This window comes from Hyphomicrobium facile, assembly GCF_900116175.1.
GTDB classification, from domain to species: domain Bacteria; phylum Pseudomonadota; class Alphaproteobacteria; order Rhizobiales; family Hyphomicrobiaceae; genus Hyphomicrobium_B; species Hyphomicrobium_B facile.
Genome location: NZ_FPCH01000001.1, coordinates 84,359 through 101,667, shown reverse-complemented (window position 1 = coordinate 101,667; position 17,309 = coordinate 84,359). Strand labels below are relative to the sequence as shown.

20 protein-coding genes are annotated in these 17,309 nt (G+C 59.9%); 13 read left to right on the top strand and 7 right to left on the bottom strand.

Annotation, left to right across the window (positions count from 1 at the left end):
* Nucleotides 1–2 precede the first annotated feature (2 nt).
* Nucleotides 3–617, top strand: coding sequence for a LabA-like NYN domain-containing protein (locus BM399_RS00450; protein WP_092862664.1), 615 nt, complete (start codon nt 3–5; stop codon nt 615–617).
* 26 nt (nt 618–643) lie between these two features.
* Here BM399_RS00450 and BM399_RS00445 read toward each other — a convergent pair whose 3' ends face one another.
* The gene (locus BM399_RS00445) at nt 644–1,516 is read right to left on the bottom strand and encodes a SphA family protein (protein WP_092862661.1); all 873 of its coding nucleotides are present in this window, start codon (nt 1,514–1,516) and stop codon (nt 644–646) included.
* Nucleotides 1,517–1,605: 89 nt separating this feature from the next.
* Entirely contained in the window at nt 1,606–2,379 is a 774-nt protein-coding gene (locus BM399_RS00440) for a LuxR family transcriptional regulator (RefSeq protein ID WP_092862658.1), read from the bottom strand.
* A 124-nt stretch (nt 2,380–2,503) separates the two neighbouring features.
* Between BM399_RS00440 and BM399_RS21300 the strand changes: the two genes are divergently transcribed.
* The 3 genes from BM399_RS21300 to BM399_RS00425 are packed head-to-tail and all read left to right on the top strand — an operon-like array spanning nt 2,504 to nt 4,658.
* Nucleotides 2,504–3,256, top strand: a complete 753-nt coding sequence (locus BM399_RS21300; RefSeq protein WP_244531007.1) for an acyl-homoserine-lactone synthase — start codon at nt 2,504–2,506, stop codon at nt 3,254–3,256.
* Nucleotides 3,138–4,442, top strand: a complete 1,305-nt coding sequence (locus tag BM399_RS00430) for a cytochrome P450 (RefSeq protein WP_425284063.1) — start codon at nt 3,138–3,140, stop codon at nt 4,440–4,442. Before BM399_RS21300 ends, BM399_RS00430 begins: the two co-directional genes overlap by 119 nt.
* Before the next feature lie 24 nt (nt 4,443–4,466).
* Nucleotides 4,467–4,658, top strand: a complete 192-nt coding sequence (locus tag BM399_RS00425) for a hypothetical protein (RefSeq protein ID WP_092862648.1) — start codon at nt 4,467–4,469, stop codon at nt 4,656–4,658.
* Here BM399_RS00425 and BM399_RS20815 read toward each other — a convergent pair.
* The gene (locus BM399_RS20815) at nt 4,655–4,903 is read right to left on the bottom strand and encodes a helix-turn-helix domain-containing protein (RefSeq protein ID WP_143111291.1); all 249 of its coding nucleotides are present in this window, start codon (nt 4,901–4,903) and stop codon (nt 4,655–4,657) included. The genes BM399_RS00425 and BM399_RS20815 overlap by 4 nt on opposite strands.
* A 361-nt stretch (nt 4,904–5,264) precedes the next feature.
* On the opposite strand from BM399_RS20815, the gene BM399_RS00420 reads away from it, so the two are divergent.
* The gene (locus BM399_RS00420) at nt 5,265–5,576 is read left to right on the top strand and encodes a hypothetical protein (protein WP_092862645.1); all 312 of its coding nucleotides are present in this window, start codon (nt 5,265–5,267) and stop codon (nt 5,574–5,576) included.
* An 86-nt stretch (nt 5,577–5,662) separates the two neighbouring features.
* Here the strand turns inward: BM399_RS00420 and BM399_RS00415 are convergent, their stop codons facing one another.
* Complete coding sequence (locus tag BM399_RS00415) at nt 5,663–5,998, bottom strand: hypothetical protein (protein WP_092862641.1); 336 nt, start codon at nt 5,996–5,998, stop codon at nt 5,663–5,665.
* A gap of 248 nt (nt 5,999–6,246) precedes the next feature.
* Between BM399_RS00415 and BM399_RS00410 the strand changes: the two genes are divergently transcribed.
* The gene (locus BM399_RS00410; protein WP_425284043.1) at nt 6,247–7,092 is read left to right on the top strand and encodes a lytic murein transglycosylase; all 846 of its coding nucleotides are present in this window, start codon (nt 6,247–6,249) and stop codon (nt 7,090–7,092) included.
* A 22-nt stretch (nt 7,093–7,114) separates the two neighbouring features.
* Here BM399_RS00410 and fabF read toward each other — a convergent pair whose 3' ends face one another.
* The gene (gene fabF / locus BM399_RS00405) at nt 7,115–8,395 is read right to left on the bottom strand and encodes a beta-ketoacyl-ACP synthase II (protein ID WP_092862638.1); all 1,281 of its coding nucleotides are present in this window, start codon (nt 8,393–8,395) and stop codon (nt 7,115–7,117) included.
* Nucleotides 8,396–8,866: 471 nt separating this feature from the next.
* Between fabF and BM399_RS00400 the strand changes: the two genes are divergently transcribed.
* From BM399_RS00400 to BM399_RS00385, 4 genes are all read left to right on the top strand, one after another.
* Entirely contained in the window at nt 8,867–9,850 is a 984-nt protein-coding gene (locus tag BM399_RS00400) for a peptidoglycan-binding domain-containing protein (RefSeq protein ID WP_092862635.1), read from the top strand.
* Between the two features lie 23 nt (nt 9,851–9,873).
* Nucleotides 9,874–10,230 carry a lysozyme inhibitor LprI family protein gene (locus BM399_RS00395; protein WP_244531006.1) on the top strand — a complete coding sequence of 119 codons (357 nt, stop codon included), beginning with the start codon at nt 9,874–9,876 and terminating at the stop codon, nt 10,228–10,230.
* Between the two features lie 133 nt (nt 10,231–10,363).
* Nucleotides 10,364–10,672 carry a hypothetical protein gene (locus BM399_RS00390; protein ID WP_092862627.1) on the top strand — a complete coding sequence of 103 codons (309 nt, stop codon included), beginning with the start codon at nt 10,364–10,366 and terminating at the stop codon, nt 10,670–10,672.
* Nucleotides 10,673–10,755: 83 nt separating this feature from the next.
* Complete coding sequence (locus tag BM399_RS00385) at nt 10,756–11,628, top strand: aldo/keto reductase (protein ID WP_092862624.1); 873 nt, start codon at nt 10,756–10,758, stop codon at nt 11,626–11,628.
* On the opposite strand, the gene BM399_RS00380 is transcribed toward BM399_RS00385, so the two are convergent.
* Entirely contained in the window at nt 11,603–13,612 is a 2,010-nt protein-coding gene (locus BM399_RS00380) for an MDR family MFS transporter (protein WP_244531005.1), read from the bottom strand. The two genes, BM399_RS00385 and BM399_RS00380, sit on opposite strands and share 26 nt — an antisense overlap.
* Before the next feature lie 338 nt (nt 13,613–13,950).
* On the opposite strand from BM399_RS00380, the gene BM399_RS00375 reads away from it, so the two are divergent.
* A complete protein-coding gene (locus BM399_RS00375) occupies nt 13,951–15,048 on the top strand; it encodes a D-alanyl-D-alanine carboxypeptidase family protein (RefSeq protein WP_092866013.1) in 1,098 nt (365 codons plus the stop codon).
* Between the two features lie 22 nt (nt 15,049–15,070).
* On the opposite strand, the gene BM399_RS00370 is transcribed toward BM399_RS00375, so the two are convergent.
* On the bottom strand, nt 15,071–15,409 hold the full coding sequence (locus tag BM399_RS00370) for a hypothetical protein (protein WP_092862621.1): 339 nt from the start codon (nt 15,407–15,409) through the stop codon (nt 15,071–15,073).
* A 168-nt stretch (nt 15,410–15,577) separates the two neighbouring features.
* Between BM399_RS00370 and BM399_RS00365 the strand changes: the two genes are divergently transcribed.
* On the top strand, nt 15,578–15,814 hold the full coding sequence (locus BM399_RS00365; protein ID WP_092862618.1) for a hypothetical protein: 237 nt from the start codon (nt 15,578–15,580) through the stop codon (nt 15,812–15,814).
* Between the two features lie 20 nt (nt 15,815–15,834).
* Entirely contained in the window at nt 15,835–17,289 is a 1,455-nt protein-coding gene (locus BM399_RS00360) for a flippase (protein WP_244531004.1), read from the top strand.
* Nucleotides 17,290–17,309 lie beyond the last annotated feature (20 nt).

Here is a 17,309-nt window from a genome sequence, read left to right as displayed (position 1 = left end):
AGATGAAGCTCTATCCGAACGAACGAACCCTGCTCCTGATTGACGGGGCGAGCTTTCACGCGTCAGCGAGATCATTGGGATTTGACGTTGACTACCGGCGCCTCCTGGACCTCTTCCGAAGCAAGGTTCAATTATTGAGAGCGCATTACTACACGGCCATCCCTGAAGACCCCGAATATTTCGCAATGCGCCCCTTGGTCGACTGGCTCGATTACAATGGCTATTCGGTCATCACCAAGCCGATGAAGGAATTCACCGACGCATCGGGTCGAAAGAAGTTCAAGGCGAATATGGACGTCGAGTTGGCCGTCGATGCGATGCGAATGGCCAATCAGCTCGATCACATGATTATCTTCTCGGGCGATGGAGATCTTCGCAGTCTCGTCGCCGCGCTCCAGGAGTTAGGAAAGCGCGTCACCGTCGTCTCCACCCTTGAGACGGATCCACCCATGATCTCCGATGAACTGCGCCGGCAAGCCGATCATTTCATTGATTTGGCGGACTTGGAAAATGAGATCAATCGCACATATGCCGACGCGCTGGCGAAACCGGCCTGCAATAAACGCGACTCTGCAGCGACGCGCGACCTGGCCAAAATCGACGAGAACGAAAATTAAACCTCGGGCGTCATGCTGCGCCGTCGCTAAAATTTGATTGCGGCGGTCACGCTTAAAATATCGCCTTGAAAGCGATTGGTCGCGTCGACTTCGTGCAGCCATTTGCCGACGATCTTGCCCGGAATGCCGAGCGAGTTCGTATTCCAGAGAACCGCAGGCCCGATGGCCGCGGACGAACTCCGGATCTTCATCGCCCCCGCGCCGCTGTCATCGGTAAATTGCGAATAAACGTAGCCGTGCAAGCCAATCGCAAAATCTTGCGACAGGTACCTGTTGAGCATGCCGTCCAGATGGAACTCACTGCCCGTCCGGTAATCCGTCGCAGTATTCTTGGTGTTGAACATGAGGCCGGGAACGAGCGAAATCTCATACCCTTGCTTTTGGTCGAGCCAAGTCAACGCAAGAACGGAATCGAAGCTGTAGTAATTCCGGCTTGAGTTCAGAGCCGCACCGCGATCGTAGTCGCCTGTCGGCATGATCACCGCTTGATAGGCGCTCACATATAGATTGCCGTACGACCAATAGAGAATGAGCGGCGAGACGCTCATGTCGCCGCGATTTGAAACGCTCGCATCGAGACTGAACGGCGGCGGCTTTGCTTCGAGGTTGGCATCGAGGTAGGTGGTGTACGAGCCGAACGCGACGGTCGCGCCGAAAAGCTTGTAATCCGTGACGTATTGAAAACCGCCGAGATAGAGCATGGCGCTGGCGGACACCGTGTTCGGAACCGCTGGGCCCTTCAGCTTCGCTTGGTAGCTATAGGCGGTTCCATAGACGTAGAGACCTTTCGGAGGCGCGACCGCCACCGCAAAGTCTCCGTAGTAGCCGGGAACATAGTTGGTAAGCCCGCCTTCGGCCGCTTGTGCGTCCGGAACGTGGAGGGATGCGAACGCGACCATTAGAGCCGCTGCCGCTTTACGCCCCAATCTCACCCCTAAGCCACTATTGTCGGACAATTCCCCCGCCTCGCTTCCAAATCAACAGACGCTCAATAGTCGATCAATCCGAGGTAGAGAGCGCGGACCGCAGCATGCGTCTTGTTCGCTGCGCCAAGCTTGCGCATTGCGTTTCGCAGATGACTTTTGATCGTCTCTTCACTGAGCCCGAGGATCTCCGCTGTTTCCCCGACGGTCTTCCCCCTGCCGGCCCACGCAAGCGCGTCGCGTTCGCGATCGCTCAGCGGCACGCTCGACACCGACTCAGGCGCCAGCAGGCGATTGGGATCGTCTCTGTGCTTTTCGGCAATCAGATCGACCGCGCGCTGAACCCAATAGACCAGCACCACATGAAGATCGATCTTCTTGCGCATCAGCATGAAGCGGAACCGGCTGATCGTATCCTTCCAATAGAAGGAACAGAGGCTCGAATTCATTCGGCCCAAGCGGTCCCGGTAGTGAAAGGGAACGACGACACCGTTATTGAATCCGTGGTCCCGCGCGGCTTCCATGATTTTGTATGCGCCAGGCTTCGGCCCGCTCGGCACACTCGGCAGCGGCACCTCGTCCCAAGAGAATGGCGTATTGGTCCGTCGCGCAAACTTCACGCAGTGATCGACATGGACGAACTTGTTCGACTTGTAGTCGCTCTCCCAAGCGGTGCCCGTCGTGCCCATGTAGAACGGCACATCCTGGTGCGGATTCCCGACATCCAGAAAGTTGAACGACGCGAACCCATAGTCCTCTGCAATTTTCTGCAGCGTGTCTCTGAGTTCGTCGAGGTCGCTTGAAGCCTCGACCGCCGATATCGCTTCTTCAACCGTCATTTTACCGACTCTCCCCCATTCAGGGGATTTCCCAAGCAAGTCAACTCGCGAAAAACTTCCCTATCGGAAAACGCCAGCACACCAAGTGCCGATGAGGTCGAAAACTTTGCGCACAGTAGTGGCCATGAGTACCCAAAGACCGAGACTGGTTGCGAAACTTTGCAATGTCCAGAGCAATTCGGCACTCGTGACCGAATTTCAGGAGTTTCGAAGGAAACTTTTTGTCGACACCTTGCAGTGGGACTTACCCGTATTCGGAAATCTTGAAATCGATCAATTCGACGGCGCCACCGCGACCTATTGCGCCATCTATGCCGACGGCAAGCTGATCAGCGGATTCCGGGCTATTCGCTGCGATCACGAATATCTGGCCCTGTCGGTATTCCCGCAACTCGCCACCGAGCGCCCCTATCCGAGACAGCCGGATATGTGGGAAATTAGCCGTCTCGGCGTCAATCCGCCGGACCTGAATATCGCCGGCGTGACCTACGCGGTGATGCTTCACCTCGCGCAGCTGCGCGGGGCCAAAGCCTTGGTCGCTCTCGTCGATCTCTGTCACGAGCGGTTGCTCAGGCAAATCGGCATCAAGACCCGCCGCTACGGGTCTCCCCAGTACATCGGTGACGACCGAAAAGGCCGGCGCCTCACCGCAGTCGCCGGCGAAATCCCAATCCAAGAGCAGGGCGGCGAAGCCTACGAAGCGCTCATGGATCTCCTCCAAACAGTTGAGATTGTCGATGAAACATTGGTTCTCAGACCTGAGGTCGTTCAATCGGGATCCGCTCAAGTTCTTCCTAACTCAGGCGGAATCGGCGATCGATCCGCTGGTGAGGCTCCATCTTGGGCCAAAGCCAGTATGGCTGGTAACCGATCCTGATCTCGTCAGGCATCTCCTCAAGGCCGACGAGATCCTCGTCGACAAGGGGCGGTTCGTCGGCAAGCTTCGTCCCGTCGTCGGCCAGAGCACGCTGACGCTCAACGGCGAAGAAAATCGCAAGCGCCGCGCGGTTCTTCATTCGGTTTTCGCGAAAGGCGTCGCGCAGCGGTTCGTTCCTGAGATGTCGGCCGCTATCCGCGAGGCCGCCGTTTCCGCTTCGAGGGAATCGGAGGTATCCGCCCACGCGCTGACCGCACCGTTGGCGCTACGCATGATTTGCATCGCCATGTTCGGCAAGGACGTGCTTTCGCGCGGAGACGAGCGAGCGATCGTTGAAGCGGTTCGCCTTGTCGAATCCGATCTTGCGGACGATCTGTTCCGCGTCTTGCCGCTTCCGCCTTGGAAGGCCGCAGCCCGCCGCCGCAAGCGTGAATTGGCAAGGAGAATGATCGATGCCGTTGTCGCGAGGGTCCGCGCCCGCGCCGCATCTTCGACCGCCGTCGGCGCTTTGATCGCGCTTGGGCTATCCGACATCGAGATCCGCGACGAGATCGTGACGATGCTGCTCGCCGGACATCACACGACCGGCTCGGCGGCGGCATGGATCATGTATTATCTGGGCACGGTGCCCGGCCTCGCCGAAGAGCTGGCCGCCGAAGCCGAAGCCTCCTCCGACGACGCGGGCGAGTTGCGGCCTGAAATTCTGCCGCGCGCCTCAAAAAGTCTGGCGTTCGTGCGGGAAGTCTTGCGGCTTTACCCGTCGGCTCACTGGTTCTCGCGCGACGTCAGAACCGACATCACCGTCCGGAATATTCCTTTGAAGGCAGGCGACGCTTTGATCTTCTGCCCCTGGCAATTGCACCGCGACGAGCATTACTGGGTCGATCCCGACAAATTCGACCTGACGCGAAACTTCACCGGAAAAGCCTACCTCCCGTTCGGAGCCGGCCCTCGCGTTTGCATCGGTATGGGATTGGCGAACCTCGAATTGCAGCTGCTAGCTTTGGAAATGGCAGCGGCGTTTTCGATCACGATCAAAAGCGCCGTGCCGGCGCCGTTGCCGACACCGTCCGTCACGCTCATTCCGCCGGATATCCAATTGTCACTCAAGGTTCGCGAGCCGCGCGAGCGAAACATCGTCCTCCCGCGAGAGCTAGAGCCAATGCCGGTCCGTGCAGCATCCTGAAAATTAGAAAAGCCAAATCACACCATGGAACGCCCGTATTTCATCGAACACGACCAGCCGGACGAATTGGTTGTGAACTTGTGCCGGATCGTAGACGCAATCCGGGAGGCGATGGATACCTCCCAACGCCGCCAACAGAGCAATGTCACGGCAGAACTCGCCATGCGGCTTCGGCAATTCGCCGATCTCATCGACCGTCTGCCGCCAGCCGACTAATCGACCGGATCGGCGAGGACGCCGAAAATGTCCGTCAGCCGGACTTTCAGGGCTTTTGCAATTTCGTGTAGCTCGGCTGTCTTGAAACGGATCTCGCCGAGCTCTCGACTTGCATAGTCACCGACGTCCATTCCGGAAACGCGGGCCATGTACTCAGCCGAAATGCCGGACGCATGTCGAAAAAGACGGATGCGTTGGCCGATGAGAGTATCGACTCTGCGATACCCTCCTCCCAAACGAGGCATAAGAGTGCAGCCTCCTGCTTTATGAATTGCTCCACCCCGATCAAGAGACCTTACTCGGGACGGTTGAACCGCTTCCGAATAATACCTTGAAGGTATCGGACCGCAATAGAACGCGCCGAATGACCTCAGCCCACGTGAAGCTCACGACGCCACACGCCGGATGAAGAAATTCTCGCAAATTTGCAAAGCAACTTGTGCTCAAGTCTGACCGAGGAGCATGCGGGAAGAACCCCCGCGATGTGATGTATAGACGCCGCAACTCCCCTGAAATCAGCAGTACCCGTCTCATTTCCCATCCCCAGGGCTCGCGAGACCGTGGCACGCTTTGAGCGCCATCTCACAACCACTGGGAGTGAATTCAATGCGCAAGATTTTCGGCCAGATAACCGGGTTGACGCTAGCGCTTTTCGCCGCCGCAACCTTCGCTTCCGCCACTGCCGGCGCCAAGGACTGCTTCAAAAAGGCTTCGCTGGGATCATCCCCCCTCGGCGAAACCAACGCAAAGTTCCTGGCCGATGAATCTCTTCTTCAGCAGACGGACATGGGAGTGTTTATGGTCTGGCTGACCGGCGGTGGCACCCCAGGCTATAGCTTCGGCCCGCGCAAGTACCACTGCACACAAGACGGCATGATGTCGACCTGTCACGCACAAGCGACCATCTGCAAGATGTAAGGCAGACGATCGTTCGACAGCGGGGCGGCGGCGGGACTGCCCCCTATCACTTTCATATGCGCGCCGAAACAGCGCTGATCGCGCCTTCAATCCCGATCTGAAACCCTGATCTCGTTTCGCGTTCGCGATTGCCGTTCGAGCGACGCGGTCGCGTTCATCGCCTCGCCCTTATGCGCAGCCCCGTCTTCCACTCCCGAACGAGGATGTGATGTTCGCTGCCGCACGTCCAAAGCACCGAGCAACTCGTTGAAACGGGAGGCATCGGCCTCCGCCTGCGTACGGTGCAGAAATTCCGAAATCGGCGACTCCTCCGCGCAAATAGAGATGCAAAATACGAGAATTCCGACAACGAGCAGGCCGGCCACGATGGCGGCGGCATCACTCAGCGAGAATGGATCAGTTGTTGCGGCTCGGATCATCATGGGGCTCGGTCCTCCGGATGCAAAGGCCACCTTGTCTCCGAACTCGCTCCGAAGCTGTTCCCCGCGTTACAGCCGCTCGCAGGCGGCTCTTTCGGCCCATATTCTCCTCGGTCATTGAAAACACCAGATTTTCCGCGCGATGAGATGCGCATTTGGCGTCCTTGCGAAGATATGACAGTAAGGACGGCACCCGACGACTTGGCCGACTCTTCCCCATGTTTCCCCCGGCGAATCCGAAAGCAGAAACGATGCCGTCAACCTTCGTTGCCCCCATCAAGATGAGGCTGAACGCGATATGGCTCATGGGCCTTTTGCTCCTCGGCGCACCTGGCGATGCGGTAGCAGCTCAGTGCGGCAACGGCCCGGCAGGATTTGCAAACTGGCTACAGCGGTTCCGGCTGCAGGCATCTGCACAAGGCATTGGATCCGGAACCATCCTATCGACTCTTTCCGACGTGACCTACGACCCGGCAGTCGTTCGCCTCGACCGCTCGCAGCGATCATTCAAGCTGAGCTTTCAGCAGTTCTATGCGCGGCGCGTCGACAAGGCATTGATCAATCGCGGCCGCGCGCTGATGCAGCGTCACCACGCGCTCCTCGATCGCATCGAACAGCGCTTCGGCGTACCGGGCGCCGTGATCGTCGCGATCTGGGGCCTCGAAACGCATTACGGCGCCGACGCCACCGCCCGCTATTCGATCATCCGTTCGCTCGCGACCCTGGCCTACGATTGCCGCCGCAGCGAATTCTTCACAGGTCAGTTGCTCGATGCGCTGAGGATCGTCGAACGAGGCGACCTGACGTCGGCGCAATTGCGCGGCGGCTGGGCAGGCGAAATCGGCCAGACGCAATTTCTCCCGACGCCATACGTTCGCTTTGCCGTCGACTTCGACGGTGACGGCCACAAGGATCTGATCCACAGCGTGCCGGACATCCTCGCTTCGACGGCGAGCTTTCTCGCAGGCCACGGCTGGGAGCGCGGCGGCAGTTGGGAGCCTGGCTCGCACAACTACGGCGTGATCGCCCAATGGAACAAAGCCGACGTTTACGACCGGACGATAGCAGCCATGGCTGACCAGCTGAGCGGCGGCTAAGGGCTGCCGCAACGATCGACGGTCAGGACCAGCGGCGGAAAATCACCGACGCATTGACCCCGCCAAAACCGAACCCGTTCGAAAGAACGTATTCGACGGCGCTTTTCCGCGCCTCGGGACCGATGAGATCCAGGCCTTCGGCTTCCGGATCGGGGTCGGTGAGATTGAGCGTGGGCGGCAGCACACCGTTTCTCAATGCGAGAATGGAAAATACCGCTGCGAGGCCACCGGCAGCGCCGAGCAAATGCCCCGTGGCCGACTTGGTCGATGAGATCGCAGGCCCGCGCCCACGTCCGAACATGGTGCGCATCGCGGCAAGCTCGCCCGCATCGCCGACCTGCGTCGAGGTCGCGTGTGCATTGAGATAACCGATGGCGTCAGGTGAAAGCCCCGCCATCGCAAGCGCATCGCGCATGGCCCGCAATGCACCGTTCCCGTCGGGTGGGCCTGAGGTGAGATGAAAAGCATCCGCGCTCGTGCCGTACCCAACGACTTCCGCAAGCGGAACAGCACCGCGACCCCGCGCATGCTCCTCGCTTTCGATCACGAGCATGCCCGCACCCTCGCCCATCACGAAGCCATCTCGCGCCCTGTCGAATGGTCGCGACGCTTTTTCCGGCGCGTCGTTAAAGCCTGTCGAAAGCGCACGCGCCGCTGCGAATGCCCCGAGCGCAACTCTGTTGATGCACGCCTCTGCACCACCACAGACCACGACATCGGCCTCCCCGCTGCGGATCAATCGCATGCCGTCGCCGATGGCTTGCACGCTCGCCGCGCACGCCGTTACCGGCGCGCCGATAGGCCCCTTGAGACCATAGAGGATCGAGACGTTCCCGGCGGCAAGGTTGACGAGAAACGACGGGACCGTGAACGGCGAAAGCTTTTTGGCGCCACGATTGTCGACCGTCCGCACCGCGTCCGTAATCGTAAGAAATCCGCCGATGCCCGACGCAATGACCGTTCCCGTCCGTTCGCGCGACCGCTCGTCTTGCGGCGCCCAAACCGCTTGCGCCAAGGCTTGGCGCGACGCCTCGATCGCAAAATGGATGAAGCGATCCATCTTCTTGCGGTCTTTGGCGGGAACCGCCGCCGCGAGATCGAACCCTTCTGGATCTTCTGAAATATCAGGAACGACCCCGCCGACTTTGCAATCGACATCCGGCACGATCGCTTCATCGAGGCGCCGTATTCCCGATTGACCGGAGATGAGACGTTTCCATGCCGCGTCCACGTTCGCGCCAAGCGGCGAGACGAGCCCCATGCCGGTCACCACGATCCGTGAACCTGTTTTACGATCTGCCACAGTGGCTCCCTTTCAGATGCTGATCACGACAGCCCCGCACGACGCAGAGGGACGGAAGGCCGTCGAATTGAGCGAGTTAAATTATATACATCATTTAAAATCACAACCCGTGCCGGCAAGTGGCGTCGTCGGTCAAGAAATTTCATAGAAATTGGAAGCCGTTGAGACGGTTCGCGGAATTCTTCCCGCCCATCTTGTATTCGCAATCTTGCGGTGGCCCGCCCGCCACGCCGCAGCTGCGGACGAACTGATTTTGCCCACCGATTTTGGTTGAAGCTGGCACGGGCGCACTAGGCGGCCTCAATGGCGGGGCTTAAAAAGTCCCACACGCCGTCTCCACACGGAGTTTTGCTCGATTGCGGCTTATGCCACCGCATGCCAGAAAGGCAAAAGCGTTTCGGGCCGTATGTCGGGGTTCAAGTCGCCAGTCGGTTTGCGTCTGTAGCGTTTGTATTGTGAAGAGTATCGCCTGTGAGTGTCGTTCGGAAAATTGCAGCGAGTTTCTCCAGCACGGCCGGAGGCTTCTTTCTCCTGTCGGTGACAGTGGCACTGGGCCTCGTACTCTACGTTGTCACGACACCGGACAGCGTCTCGGCACCCGCCCATATCGACGCTATCGCAGTGCCTCCGCTCGTAAGAGCCGTTCCCGTCTCATCGCCGTCTCCGTCCGCCAATGTCGTCAAGATCGCATCGACGGCCTTGATCACGCCCGTTGCAGCGCCCGTCCTTCCATCGGATCGCGGCGCGCGCGTGCGCCAGCTGCAGAAGGCATTGGCGCGGGCTCAGTGCTACAACGGTCCCATTAGCGGCATCTGGAGCGACGCGTCGAAGGACGCGATGCGCGGCTTTGCTGAAACGGTCAACGCACTGCTCCCGGTCGACAATCCTGACGATACGCTCGTCGCATTGGTCGAATCTAATGATACCGCCGCATGCGCTCGCGGCCGCGCGATATCGACGGGCACGCTGAGTTCTGAGTCGCACTCGGCATCGCTTCAGCAAGCGCATGAAGAAATCTCTTCACCGAAGGCGCCAGCGCCTGCCGCAGTCGTGAAGCAATCATCGGCGGACGAGCGAACCATGCTCGATCGTCCTTGGGCACCTGCCGAAATGCTCACGCCCCCGAAGGAAATCGTAGCGGCCATTCCCGCACAGGAAGAACCGCGCGTACCGGCTGTCGCAGTGATGGCCATTCACGCCGCCTCGACCAATGAGGCCGCCGCGCCGGCACCTTCCACAATTCATTTCCAAGACGATAAAGTCCTGCCGCCTCCGCAGGCGAACGACCCGTCGTCGGCCGCATTGGCGCCTGATGCCGAAGCCCCTGTCGCCCAACCGCCAAAACCGAAGAAAGCAAAGACCGCGAAACGCAAGCCCAGCGAATACGAAGACATGCAAACGTCGATCAGCAAAGGCTTCGATACGCTACAGCGGTCTCTCTCGTCGATGTTCTAGGGCCGGATTGCGGGAGAAATCGTGTGCGTTGGATCGCCCCGGCAATGATGGCGATTGCCATCGCATCGGCATCAGCGGCGGCCAACGCCGGCGACTATGCCCCGCTCGATTGCGCCAAAGCGAAATCGCCGGCTGAACGAACGATCTGCCGCGATTACGACCTCGGCCAAAGCGAAGCTCGGATGGCGACTCTCTTTGCCATCACGACATCGCTCGTCCCCATGGGACAGCGTGGCGACATCCAGGACGACCAGCGCAAGTGGCTGCAGTCCCGCGACGCTTGCGGCAAAAATATTGCCTGCCTGCAGACGAGTTACGCTCGGCGCATCGAGAAACTCGAAAATGTCATGGCAGGCATCGCATCCCGCGGACCATATTGAGCGTCATATATACTGGCCCCATATTCCCCGGGAACGCACCCCACCATTTGGCGTTCAGCCATCAAAACCCGGCCTGACAGCCCGGCCCCATGCTTCGTGCCCGCATGCACCCAGCGCAAATTGGAGATCTCGCATGACGAAGTCCAATACCGCACGAATCTGCCTCTTAGCGACGGCATTCGCAGCCGCCACCGCCTCGTCCGCAGCCGCCATAGAATGCAACGAAGATTATCAGATCGTTCAGGGCCGCCCGATATCAACGCCATTCTGCCGCGATAACTACCTCGCGGCCGTAGCTCGGACATATGGCTACAAGGTCTCCGACGCCACCATCCGCAACAATCCATCCCGCAAGGAAGAAATCTGCAGGTACATCGGCAGCGACATTCGCGTGCAGACAGCATGCGAGGAGGTTCTGCCGGGTTCACGCGACACCCGCTAGCTTGATTGCTGTGGCGCCGCCGATTTTCGCGGCGCTCAACCTCGTGTCAAACTCGCCACCCCCCACCAGAAAGGCACACAGCCATGTCCACGACAACCGCAACAAAAAATCATTCCGGCACATTCGCCATCGGCGGCGATATGACGGTCAACCGGCTCGGCTTCGGCGCGATGCGCATCACCGGCAAAGGCATTTGGGGCGAGCCGGAAGACAAGCAAGAATCACTCCGCACGCTTCGCAGGCTCCCCGAACTCGATATCAATTTCATCGACACGGCCGATAGCTACGGGCCAGAGGTCAGCGAGCTGCTGATCCGCGAAGCCCTCCATCCCTATCGCGGCATGACCATTGCGACTAAGGCCGGTCTCGCACGAACCGGCCCCGATGTATGGATTCCGCTCGGCCGCCCCGAATACCTTCTTCAAGAAGTGAAGATGAGCATCCGCAGGTTGGGCGTCGAACGCCTCGACCTCTGGCAACTCCATCGCATCGATCCGAAAGTTCCGCAGAACGAACAGTTCGACGCCATCAAGTCGATGCAGGCGGAAGGTCTCATCCGGCACGTTGGGCTGAGCCAGGTCAGCGTCAAGGAAATCGAAGCGGCACAGAAGTTCTTCAAGGTCGCAACCGTCCAGAACCTCTACAATCTCTCCGACCGCAGCAGCGAGGACGTGCTGGACTTCTGCGAGAAGCAAAAAATGGGCTTCATTCCGTGGTTCCCGCTTGCGGCCGGCGACCTTGCAAAGCCCGGCTCGCGTCTCGAGGCAATCGCGAAGAAGCACAACACCGTTCCCAGCCAAATCGCGCTCGCATGGCTGTTGAAGCGCAGCCCGGTCATGCTGCCCATCCCCGGAACGTCGAAGGTCAAACATCTCGAAGAGAACGTCGCCGGAGCGAACATCAAGCTGAGCGACGCCGAATTCGCCGAACTCAGTGAGCTGTCGAAGAAGAAATAGCAAACGCGGGCGGCACCGGTGGCGAGCTTGCAAAAGAGTTCGCCATCTTTTTCATCATCGCAACGACTTCCGGATGCTCGTTGCGGTCCCAGTCATGCAGCATGTGTGCGAGGTCGGCTTCCCGTTGACGAAGAAGACGCTCGTAAATCGATCCGCCTTTGTCTGTGAGTTCGATGAGGCTTCCCGCCTCGCGGGCCATGCCGGCGGCCTCTAGGCGGCCGAACAGATGCGGCGGCCGCATCTCTTTCGGACCGAGCTTGCCTCGCAGCTCCTCTTTCTCCGCTTGGCCGCCCCGTTCGCCCAAACGCGCCAGAAGCCACAACTCATCCGGTTCGAGTTCGATGCCGAGACGCGAAGCCGCCGTCTGATAGACGCGCCAGCGATTTTCCCGCGCCGTGATGCGCTCGACGATCCGCTCGAGTTCATCGAGCGACGTCGCATCGCGCGGCATGAGCAACGGATCGGATGACGGCTCCCTCGTGATGCTGCTTCGGAGCGGCACTTCCTCGATAGCGAAGGACAAGAGGAACGCGGCGAGCGCCAACAGCGTCGCGGTGCGGAACACGGGATGCAACGCCCCAATGAAGAAATTGTCGTAGGCGGACTTCATCTCTCCCGAAAGCGCGGCAACGGCATCGGGATTGGTCAACGCCGCCGAGAGTTCCGGCGCCGATGCCATGATCTCCCGTTGCAGCACGAAGGCAAAGATCGCCCCGAACATTGCAACGCCGACGCAACCGCCGATCGACCGGAAGAGCGTAACCCCTGAAGTCGCGACGCCGAGTTGTTCGAAATCCACGGCATTCTGCACCGCCATGACCAGGATCTGCATGACCATGCCGAGGCCGAGCCCGAGAACGAGCATGTAGATGGACGCTGTGAATGGCGTGGTTTCGATCGTGATGCGCGACAGGGCCAGGAGCGCAATCGTCATGATGCCTGTGCCCATGACCGGAAATATCTTGTAGCGCCCGATCCGCGCGATGATCTGACCGCTGACGATAGAGCTGGTAAAAACGCCGAGCATCATGGGCGTGAGATGCCAGCCCGCACTCGTCGGATCGAGGCCTTTGACGATCTGGAAATAAAGCGGCAGGAGCGTGATCGATCCGAACAGCGCGAGCCCGACGATGAGGCCGATGGAGGCCGCGATGACGAATGTCCGATTTTTGAAAAGCGATAGCGGCAGCAAAGGATCGATAGCTTTCGTCTCGACATAAATGAACGAGGCGAGCGACACGACGCCAAGCAGCGAGAACGCAAACAGGCTGACAGGCGCTTCCTCGACGAGAACCGCCCCGAAGCTCGTGATGAGCACGAGCATCGACAGCGCCGTCCCGAGCAGAACGGCGCCCGCGTAGTCGATATAGATGTTGGACTTCTGGAGGTGCGGCCGAAACGTTCTGTTGATGACGAAGAGAGCGAGGATGCCGAACGGCAAGTTGATCAGAAAGATCCAGCGCCACGAAAAATTATCGACGGTGTAACCACCGATCAGCGGTCCAAGCACCGTGGACAATCCGAATATCCCGCCGACGAACCCCTGGTATTTTCCCCTCTCGCGCGGCGGTACGATGTCGCCGACCACCGCGACCGAAGTGACGATCAAGCCGCCGCCGCCGAGACCCTGCAGGATGCGGAAGGCGATGAGTTCCGGCAGATTTTGCGCGATGCCGCAAAGCGCCGACCCCACGAGAAAAATGATCACTGCCGCTTGCAACACCAAGCGGCGTCCGAAAAGGTCGCCAAGCTTGCCGTAAACCGGAACGACGACGGTCGTGGCCAGCAGATAGGCCGTCACGATCCAGGTGAGATGGGATAGGCCGCCGATCTCGCGCACGATGGTCGGAAGCGCTGTCGCGACGATCGTCTGGTCGAGCGAGGCGAGCAGCAGCACAAGCGAGAGCGCGAAAAAAATCGCCATCCGGTCGCGCGTGCTGGTTTCGGGCAGAGGCAGGGCTTCGGAACGGCTGTGCTGCATCATGCGGAAACGCCGAACCCGTGATTATGTGGCGTATGTATTTTGGACAGGGCACGATTTAAACTGGAAATGTCAACCGGCATTGCGGCGAAGCAATGCCACAATTGCTCTGCAGCGCATCAATCGAGGGAACCCAACGGAAGCAACGCGGTATTGACTTCCGGTGACCGGGAAACGGTATTGGGAAATAGCGAATTTCTAAACCCCGCTCATAGGGCGTTTATCCGCAGGTAGCGCCGCCGGAGCAACACAACCCATCATAAGCTCGGCGCGAAATGGGGTTCGGTTGGCCCATCTTCACGAATATGCTAGCCGAGCTTTGGCGAATACTGAGGACGTTCATGCGGTCACGCGCAGCCTGGATAGTTGCAACATTGTTGATATGGCTGACGGCTAGCCCGCCGGCTTCGGCGAACCCGACGCTGCTGTTCGAGCCCGCAACCGGCAAGATCCTCTATGCCGAGGATGTCGACGACATCTGGCACCCGGCCTCGCTGACAAAGCTGATGACCGCCTACGTCGCCTTCGAAGCGATCAAAGAGGGCAAAATCCGTCTCGACGATAAGATTCCCTGCTCGCTGGTCGCGACGCTGCAACCACCCAGCAAGGTCGGATTGAATGTCGGCGCTACGCTGTCGGTCGAGCAAGCCTTGCAAGCGGTTATCATCAAATCCGCCAATGACGTGACGGTGATGCTGGCCGAAGCGGTTTCAGGAAGCGAAAGCGCCTTCATCGACCGGATGAACGCGACGGCACGGCGCCTTGGCATGACGCATACGAATTTTGTCAATACGAACGGCCTGCCTGACCCGGGCCAGCTCACCAGCGCACGCGACATCGCAAAAATCGCCCGTGCCGTCGTCAGCGACTACCCGCAATATGCAAGTTACTGGGCTATGCCCGACATGCGCATCGGCAAGCGGCGCCTCGGCAGCCACAATGCCCTCCTCAGAACGTTCGAGGGGGCCGACGGCCTGAAGACCGGCTTCACGTGCGATTCCGGATATAACGTCGTGGCCAGCGCCACCCGCGATGGACGGCGCCTCATGGCTGTCGTTCTCGGTGAATCGTCCGGCAACGAACGGGCAATCCGCGCCGCCAGCCTGTTGGAGTACGGATTCCAGACTTACGACTGGAAGCAGCTGTTCAACACGACCACCATCGATACGCTGCCGATGGACCCGAGCGCCAAAGGCATCACCACGGTGCGCGATACGGTGGCGGCATGGGGCTGTGGCGCCCACAAGCGGCACACGGCGACCGGCAAGCACAAGTCGAAAAGCAAAGTCGCGACGTCCAAGGACAAGAGCGCGAAAAAGAGCGGCGACGCCGCTGGCGACGCCCGCTCGGCTCTGAAGGGGCCCGACACCGAGGGAGCGTCTTCAAATTCATCAGCAGGCGCAGCCCAGCCGCAAGCCGCCCAAGCCTCTCCTGAATAAGCGGCCAGCCTAACGCTCGCTGCTAGACGATCAGGTCCAGCGGCCCTTGTTGAAAGATGCAGCCTGGCGGTTGAGCCGTGTCGGGCGGCAACGCTTGGTCCGAGCCAGCGCCATCCTCTCCGTTATCGTTGTCTCCGGGCGCCGATGGCTTCACCCCGTGAGGCCCGTCGCCGGGCGTTGTATCGGGATAGGAGCGAGGCGTGTCCTCTTTCGGCTCCCCGTTCTGGGCAAGTTCCATTCCGGCACAACTCAGGAATTGGGACGCGTCATAATTGGCTGCACGATCGGCTGCGTGTCCTGCCGCGACGACCGGAAAATAGACCGTCGCGAAGAACGCCGAAGCCCTCAAAATCCAAGTCATTTCGCAATCGTCCTAGCTTTTCGCAGCTGAGAGGCGAGGCGCCTCGCGCCGCTACCTCTGATTAACCACACGTCAGAAGAAGCGTGCTGCGACTGAGCACAATATGGCGTCAAACTTGCTTTTCCGAAATCCGTCAACCTGGATTTAAGCCTTGAGTAGGACCTTACGATGGCCTTGCCGTTGCGCGCGACGCAGAACACCGACCTGGACTTTACGCCACCGCCACAAGATCTCGGCGCCATGGCCGAAGTTTTAGAGGGCAAACACGGAACATTCGCTGCGGGGATCGCCGACTTCTTCGCCCTCTATCATGGACAGCGAGGGGACGCGGGACGGGCTTGGGCATGGACGGGGATCGCCGAGCTTGTTCGTAGCCGCGAACGGGATCGCCTCGAAGGCATCTGAACGACGGGAATTCACTGCACGTGAAGAGCGCGACAGCCGAGAAGCTCAGCCCGGCCGAGGCCGTCGCACATGAGGGAACCGCGCCAACGCGCGTCGAGCAGCCCCGCACGCCTTTCGCGATCGCGCGAGACATCGTCACGGGCCTCCCGAAACTGACCGTCAAGCTCATCGCATCTAAGGACGAACGCGAGCGCACCCAGCGCGACGCGATCCTGGCCTTTGCCGTCCGCGTTCTGAGCGCCGGACTTCTCTACCTCACGCAAATCGCGCTCGCCCGCTGGATGGGCGGCGCGCAATACGGAATCTACGTTGCGGTCTGGACCTGGGTCCTGATCCTCGGAGCGATGTCCCACCTGGGTTTGAATTACGCCTCGATCCGCCTTGCGCCCTCATACCGTGAAACCGGCGACTTTTCGCATCTCCGCGGTCTGATCTGGGGCGTGCGCATGCTGGCGCTCGGAGGCGGCACCGTCGTCATGCTGCTCGGCGTTCTTGGAGTCTGGCTCTTCAGCGACCGCATCGAACCGAACTTCGTCTTGCCCGTCTACCTCGCACTCGTCTGCATCCCGCTTTACGCTTTGACGGACGTGCAGGACGGCATCGGACGCGGCAATGGCTGGATGAGCACAGCACTCGTGCCGCCATACGTGCTGAGGCCGCTGCTTCTGCTCGCAAGCATGTTCGTTGCCAATCACGCCGGACTGCCGATGAATGCCGCAACAGCGGCTGGCGGCGCAATCGTCGCGACGTGGCTCGCCGGACTGCTTCAGGCACTTTCGATAAACAAACGCGTGCGCGCGACAGTCCCGGCTGCGCCGCGCGAGACGGATTTTCGGTCCTGGCTGACGATCTCTGCCCCGCTCCTGGTCATTCTGACGGCCGAGCTGCTTCTCCAGAATACCGACATCCTCGTCGTCTCACGCTTCATGGCACCCGCCGACGTCGGCATCTACTTTGCGGCCGGAAAGACGATGGCCCTCATCATGTTCGTCCATTATGCGGTCGGAAGCGCGGTCGCTCACAAGTTCGCGGCATTCAACGCGCGCGGAGACCACGACGGCCTGCGAACGTTCGTCAGAGATTCGGTCAACTGGACCTTCTGGCCGTCGCTCGCCGGTGCGGTGATCATCCTCGCATTGGGAATGCCGCTTCTTTCGCTCTTCGGACCGAACTTCGACGCCGGTTACCCGGTGATGTTCGTACTCGTCGTCGGCTTCCTGTTCCGGTCGGCGATGGGTCCGGCAGAATTTCTTCTGAACATGCTGGGCGAGCAGAAGCTCTGCGCGACCGTGCTCTTCTCGGCGGCGCTGCTCAACATCGCACTCAATATGGCGTTGGTGCCGGCGTACGGCATGATTGGCGCAGCCGTGGCAACTGCCCTTTCGCTGATGACGGCGGCATCGTTGAACGCGCTCGTCGTATGGCGGCGCCTCGGTATCAAAATGCCGATCTGGAACAACCTGCCGAAGTTCTGATCCCTCTTCGGCGTTGGCGG

Coding starts and splice junctions, on each gene's coding strand:
- BM399_RS00450 (WP_092862664.1), top strand. CDS start 3: ATGAAGCTCTATCCGAACGAACGAACCCTGCTCCTGATTGACGGGGCG.
- BM399_RS00445 (WP_092862661.1), bottom strand. CDS start 1,516: ATGGTCGCGTTCGCATCCCTCCACGTTCCGGACGCACAAGCGGCCGAA.
- BM399_RS00440 (WP_092862658.1), bottom strand. CDS start 2,379: ATGACGGTTGAAGAAGCGATATCGGCGGTCGAGGCTTCAAGCGACCTC.
- BM399_RS21300 (WP_244531007.1), top strand. CDS start 2,504: ATGAGTACCCAAAGACCGAGACTGGTTGCGAAACTTTGCAATGTCCAG.
- BM399_RS00425 (WP_092862648.1), top strand. CDS start 4,467: ATGGAACGCCCGTATTTCATCGAACACGACCAGCCGGACGAATTGGTT.
- BM399_RS20815 (WP_143111291.1), bottom strand. CDS start 4,903: ATGCCTCGTTTGGGAGGAGGGTATCGCAGAGTCGATACTCTCATCGGC.
- BM399_RS00420 (WP_092862645.1), top strand. CDS start 5,265: ATGCGCAAGATTTTCGGCCAGATAACCGGGTTGACGCTAGCGCTTTTC.
- BM399_RS00415 (WP_092862641.1), bottom strand. CDS start 5,998: ATGATGATCCGAGCCGCAACAACTGATCCATTCTCGCTGAGTGATGCC.
- BM399_RS00410 (WP_425284043.1), top strand. CDS start 6,247: ATGCCGTCAACCTTCGTTGCCCCCATCAAGATGAGGCTGAACGCGATA.
- BM399_RS00390 (WP_092862627.1), top strand. CDS start 10,364: ATGACGAAGTCCAATACCGCACGAATCTGCCTCTTAGCGACGGCATTC.
- BM399_RS00385 (WP_092862624.1), top strand. CDS start 10,756: ATGTCCACGACAACCGCAACAAAAAATCATTCCGGCACATTCGCCATC.
- BM399_RS00380 (WP_244531005.1), bottom strand. CDS start 13,612: ATGATGCAGCACAGCCGTTCCGAAGCCCTGCCTCTGCCCGAAACCAGC.
- BM399_RS00375 (WP_092866013.1), top strand. CDS start 13,951: ATGCGGTCACGCGCAGCCTGGATAGTTGCAACATTGTTGATATGGCTG.
- BM399_RS00370 (WP_092862621.1), bottom strand. CDS start 15,409: ATGACTTGGATTTTGAGGGCTTCGGCGTTCTTCGCGACGGTCTATTTT.
- BM399_RS00365 (WP_092862618.1), top strand. CDS start 15,578: ATGGCCTTGCCGTTGCGCGCGACGCAGAACACCGACCTGGACTTTACG.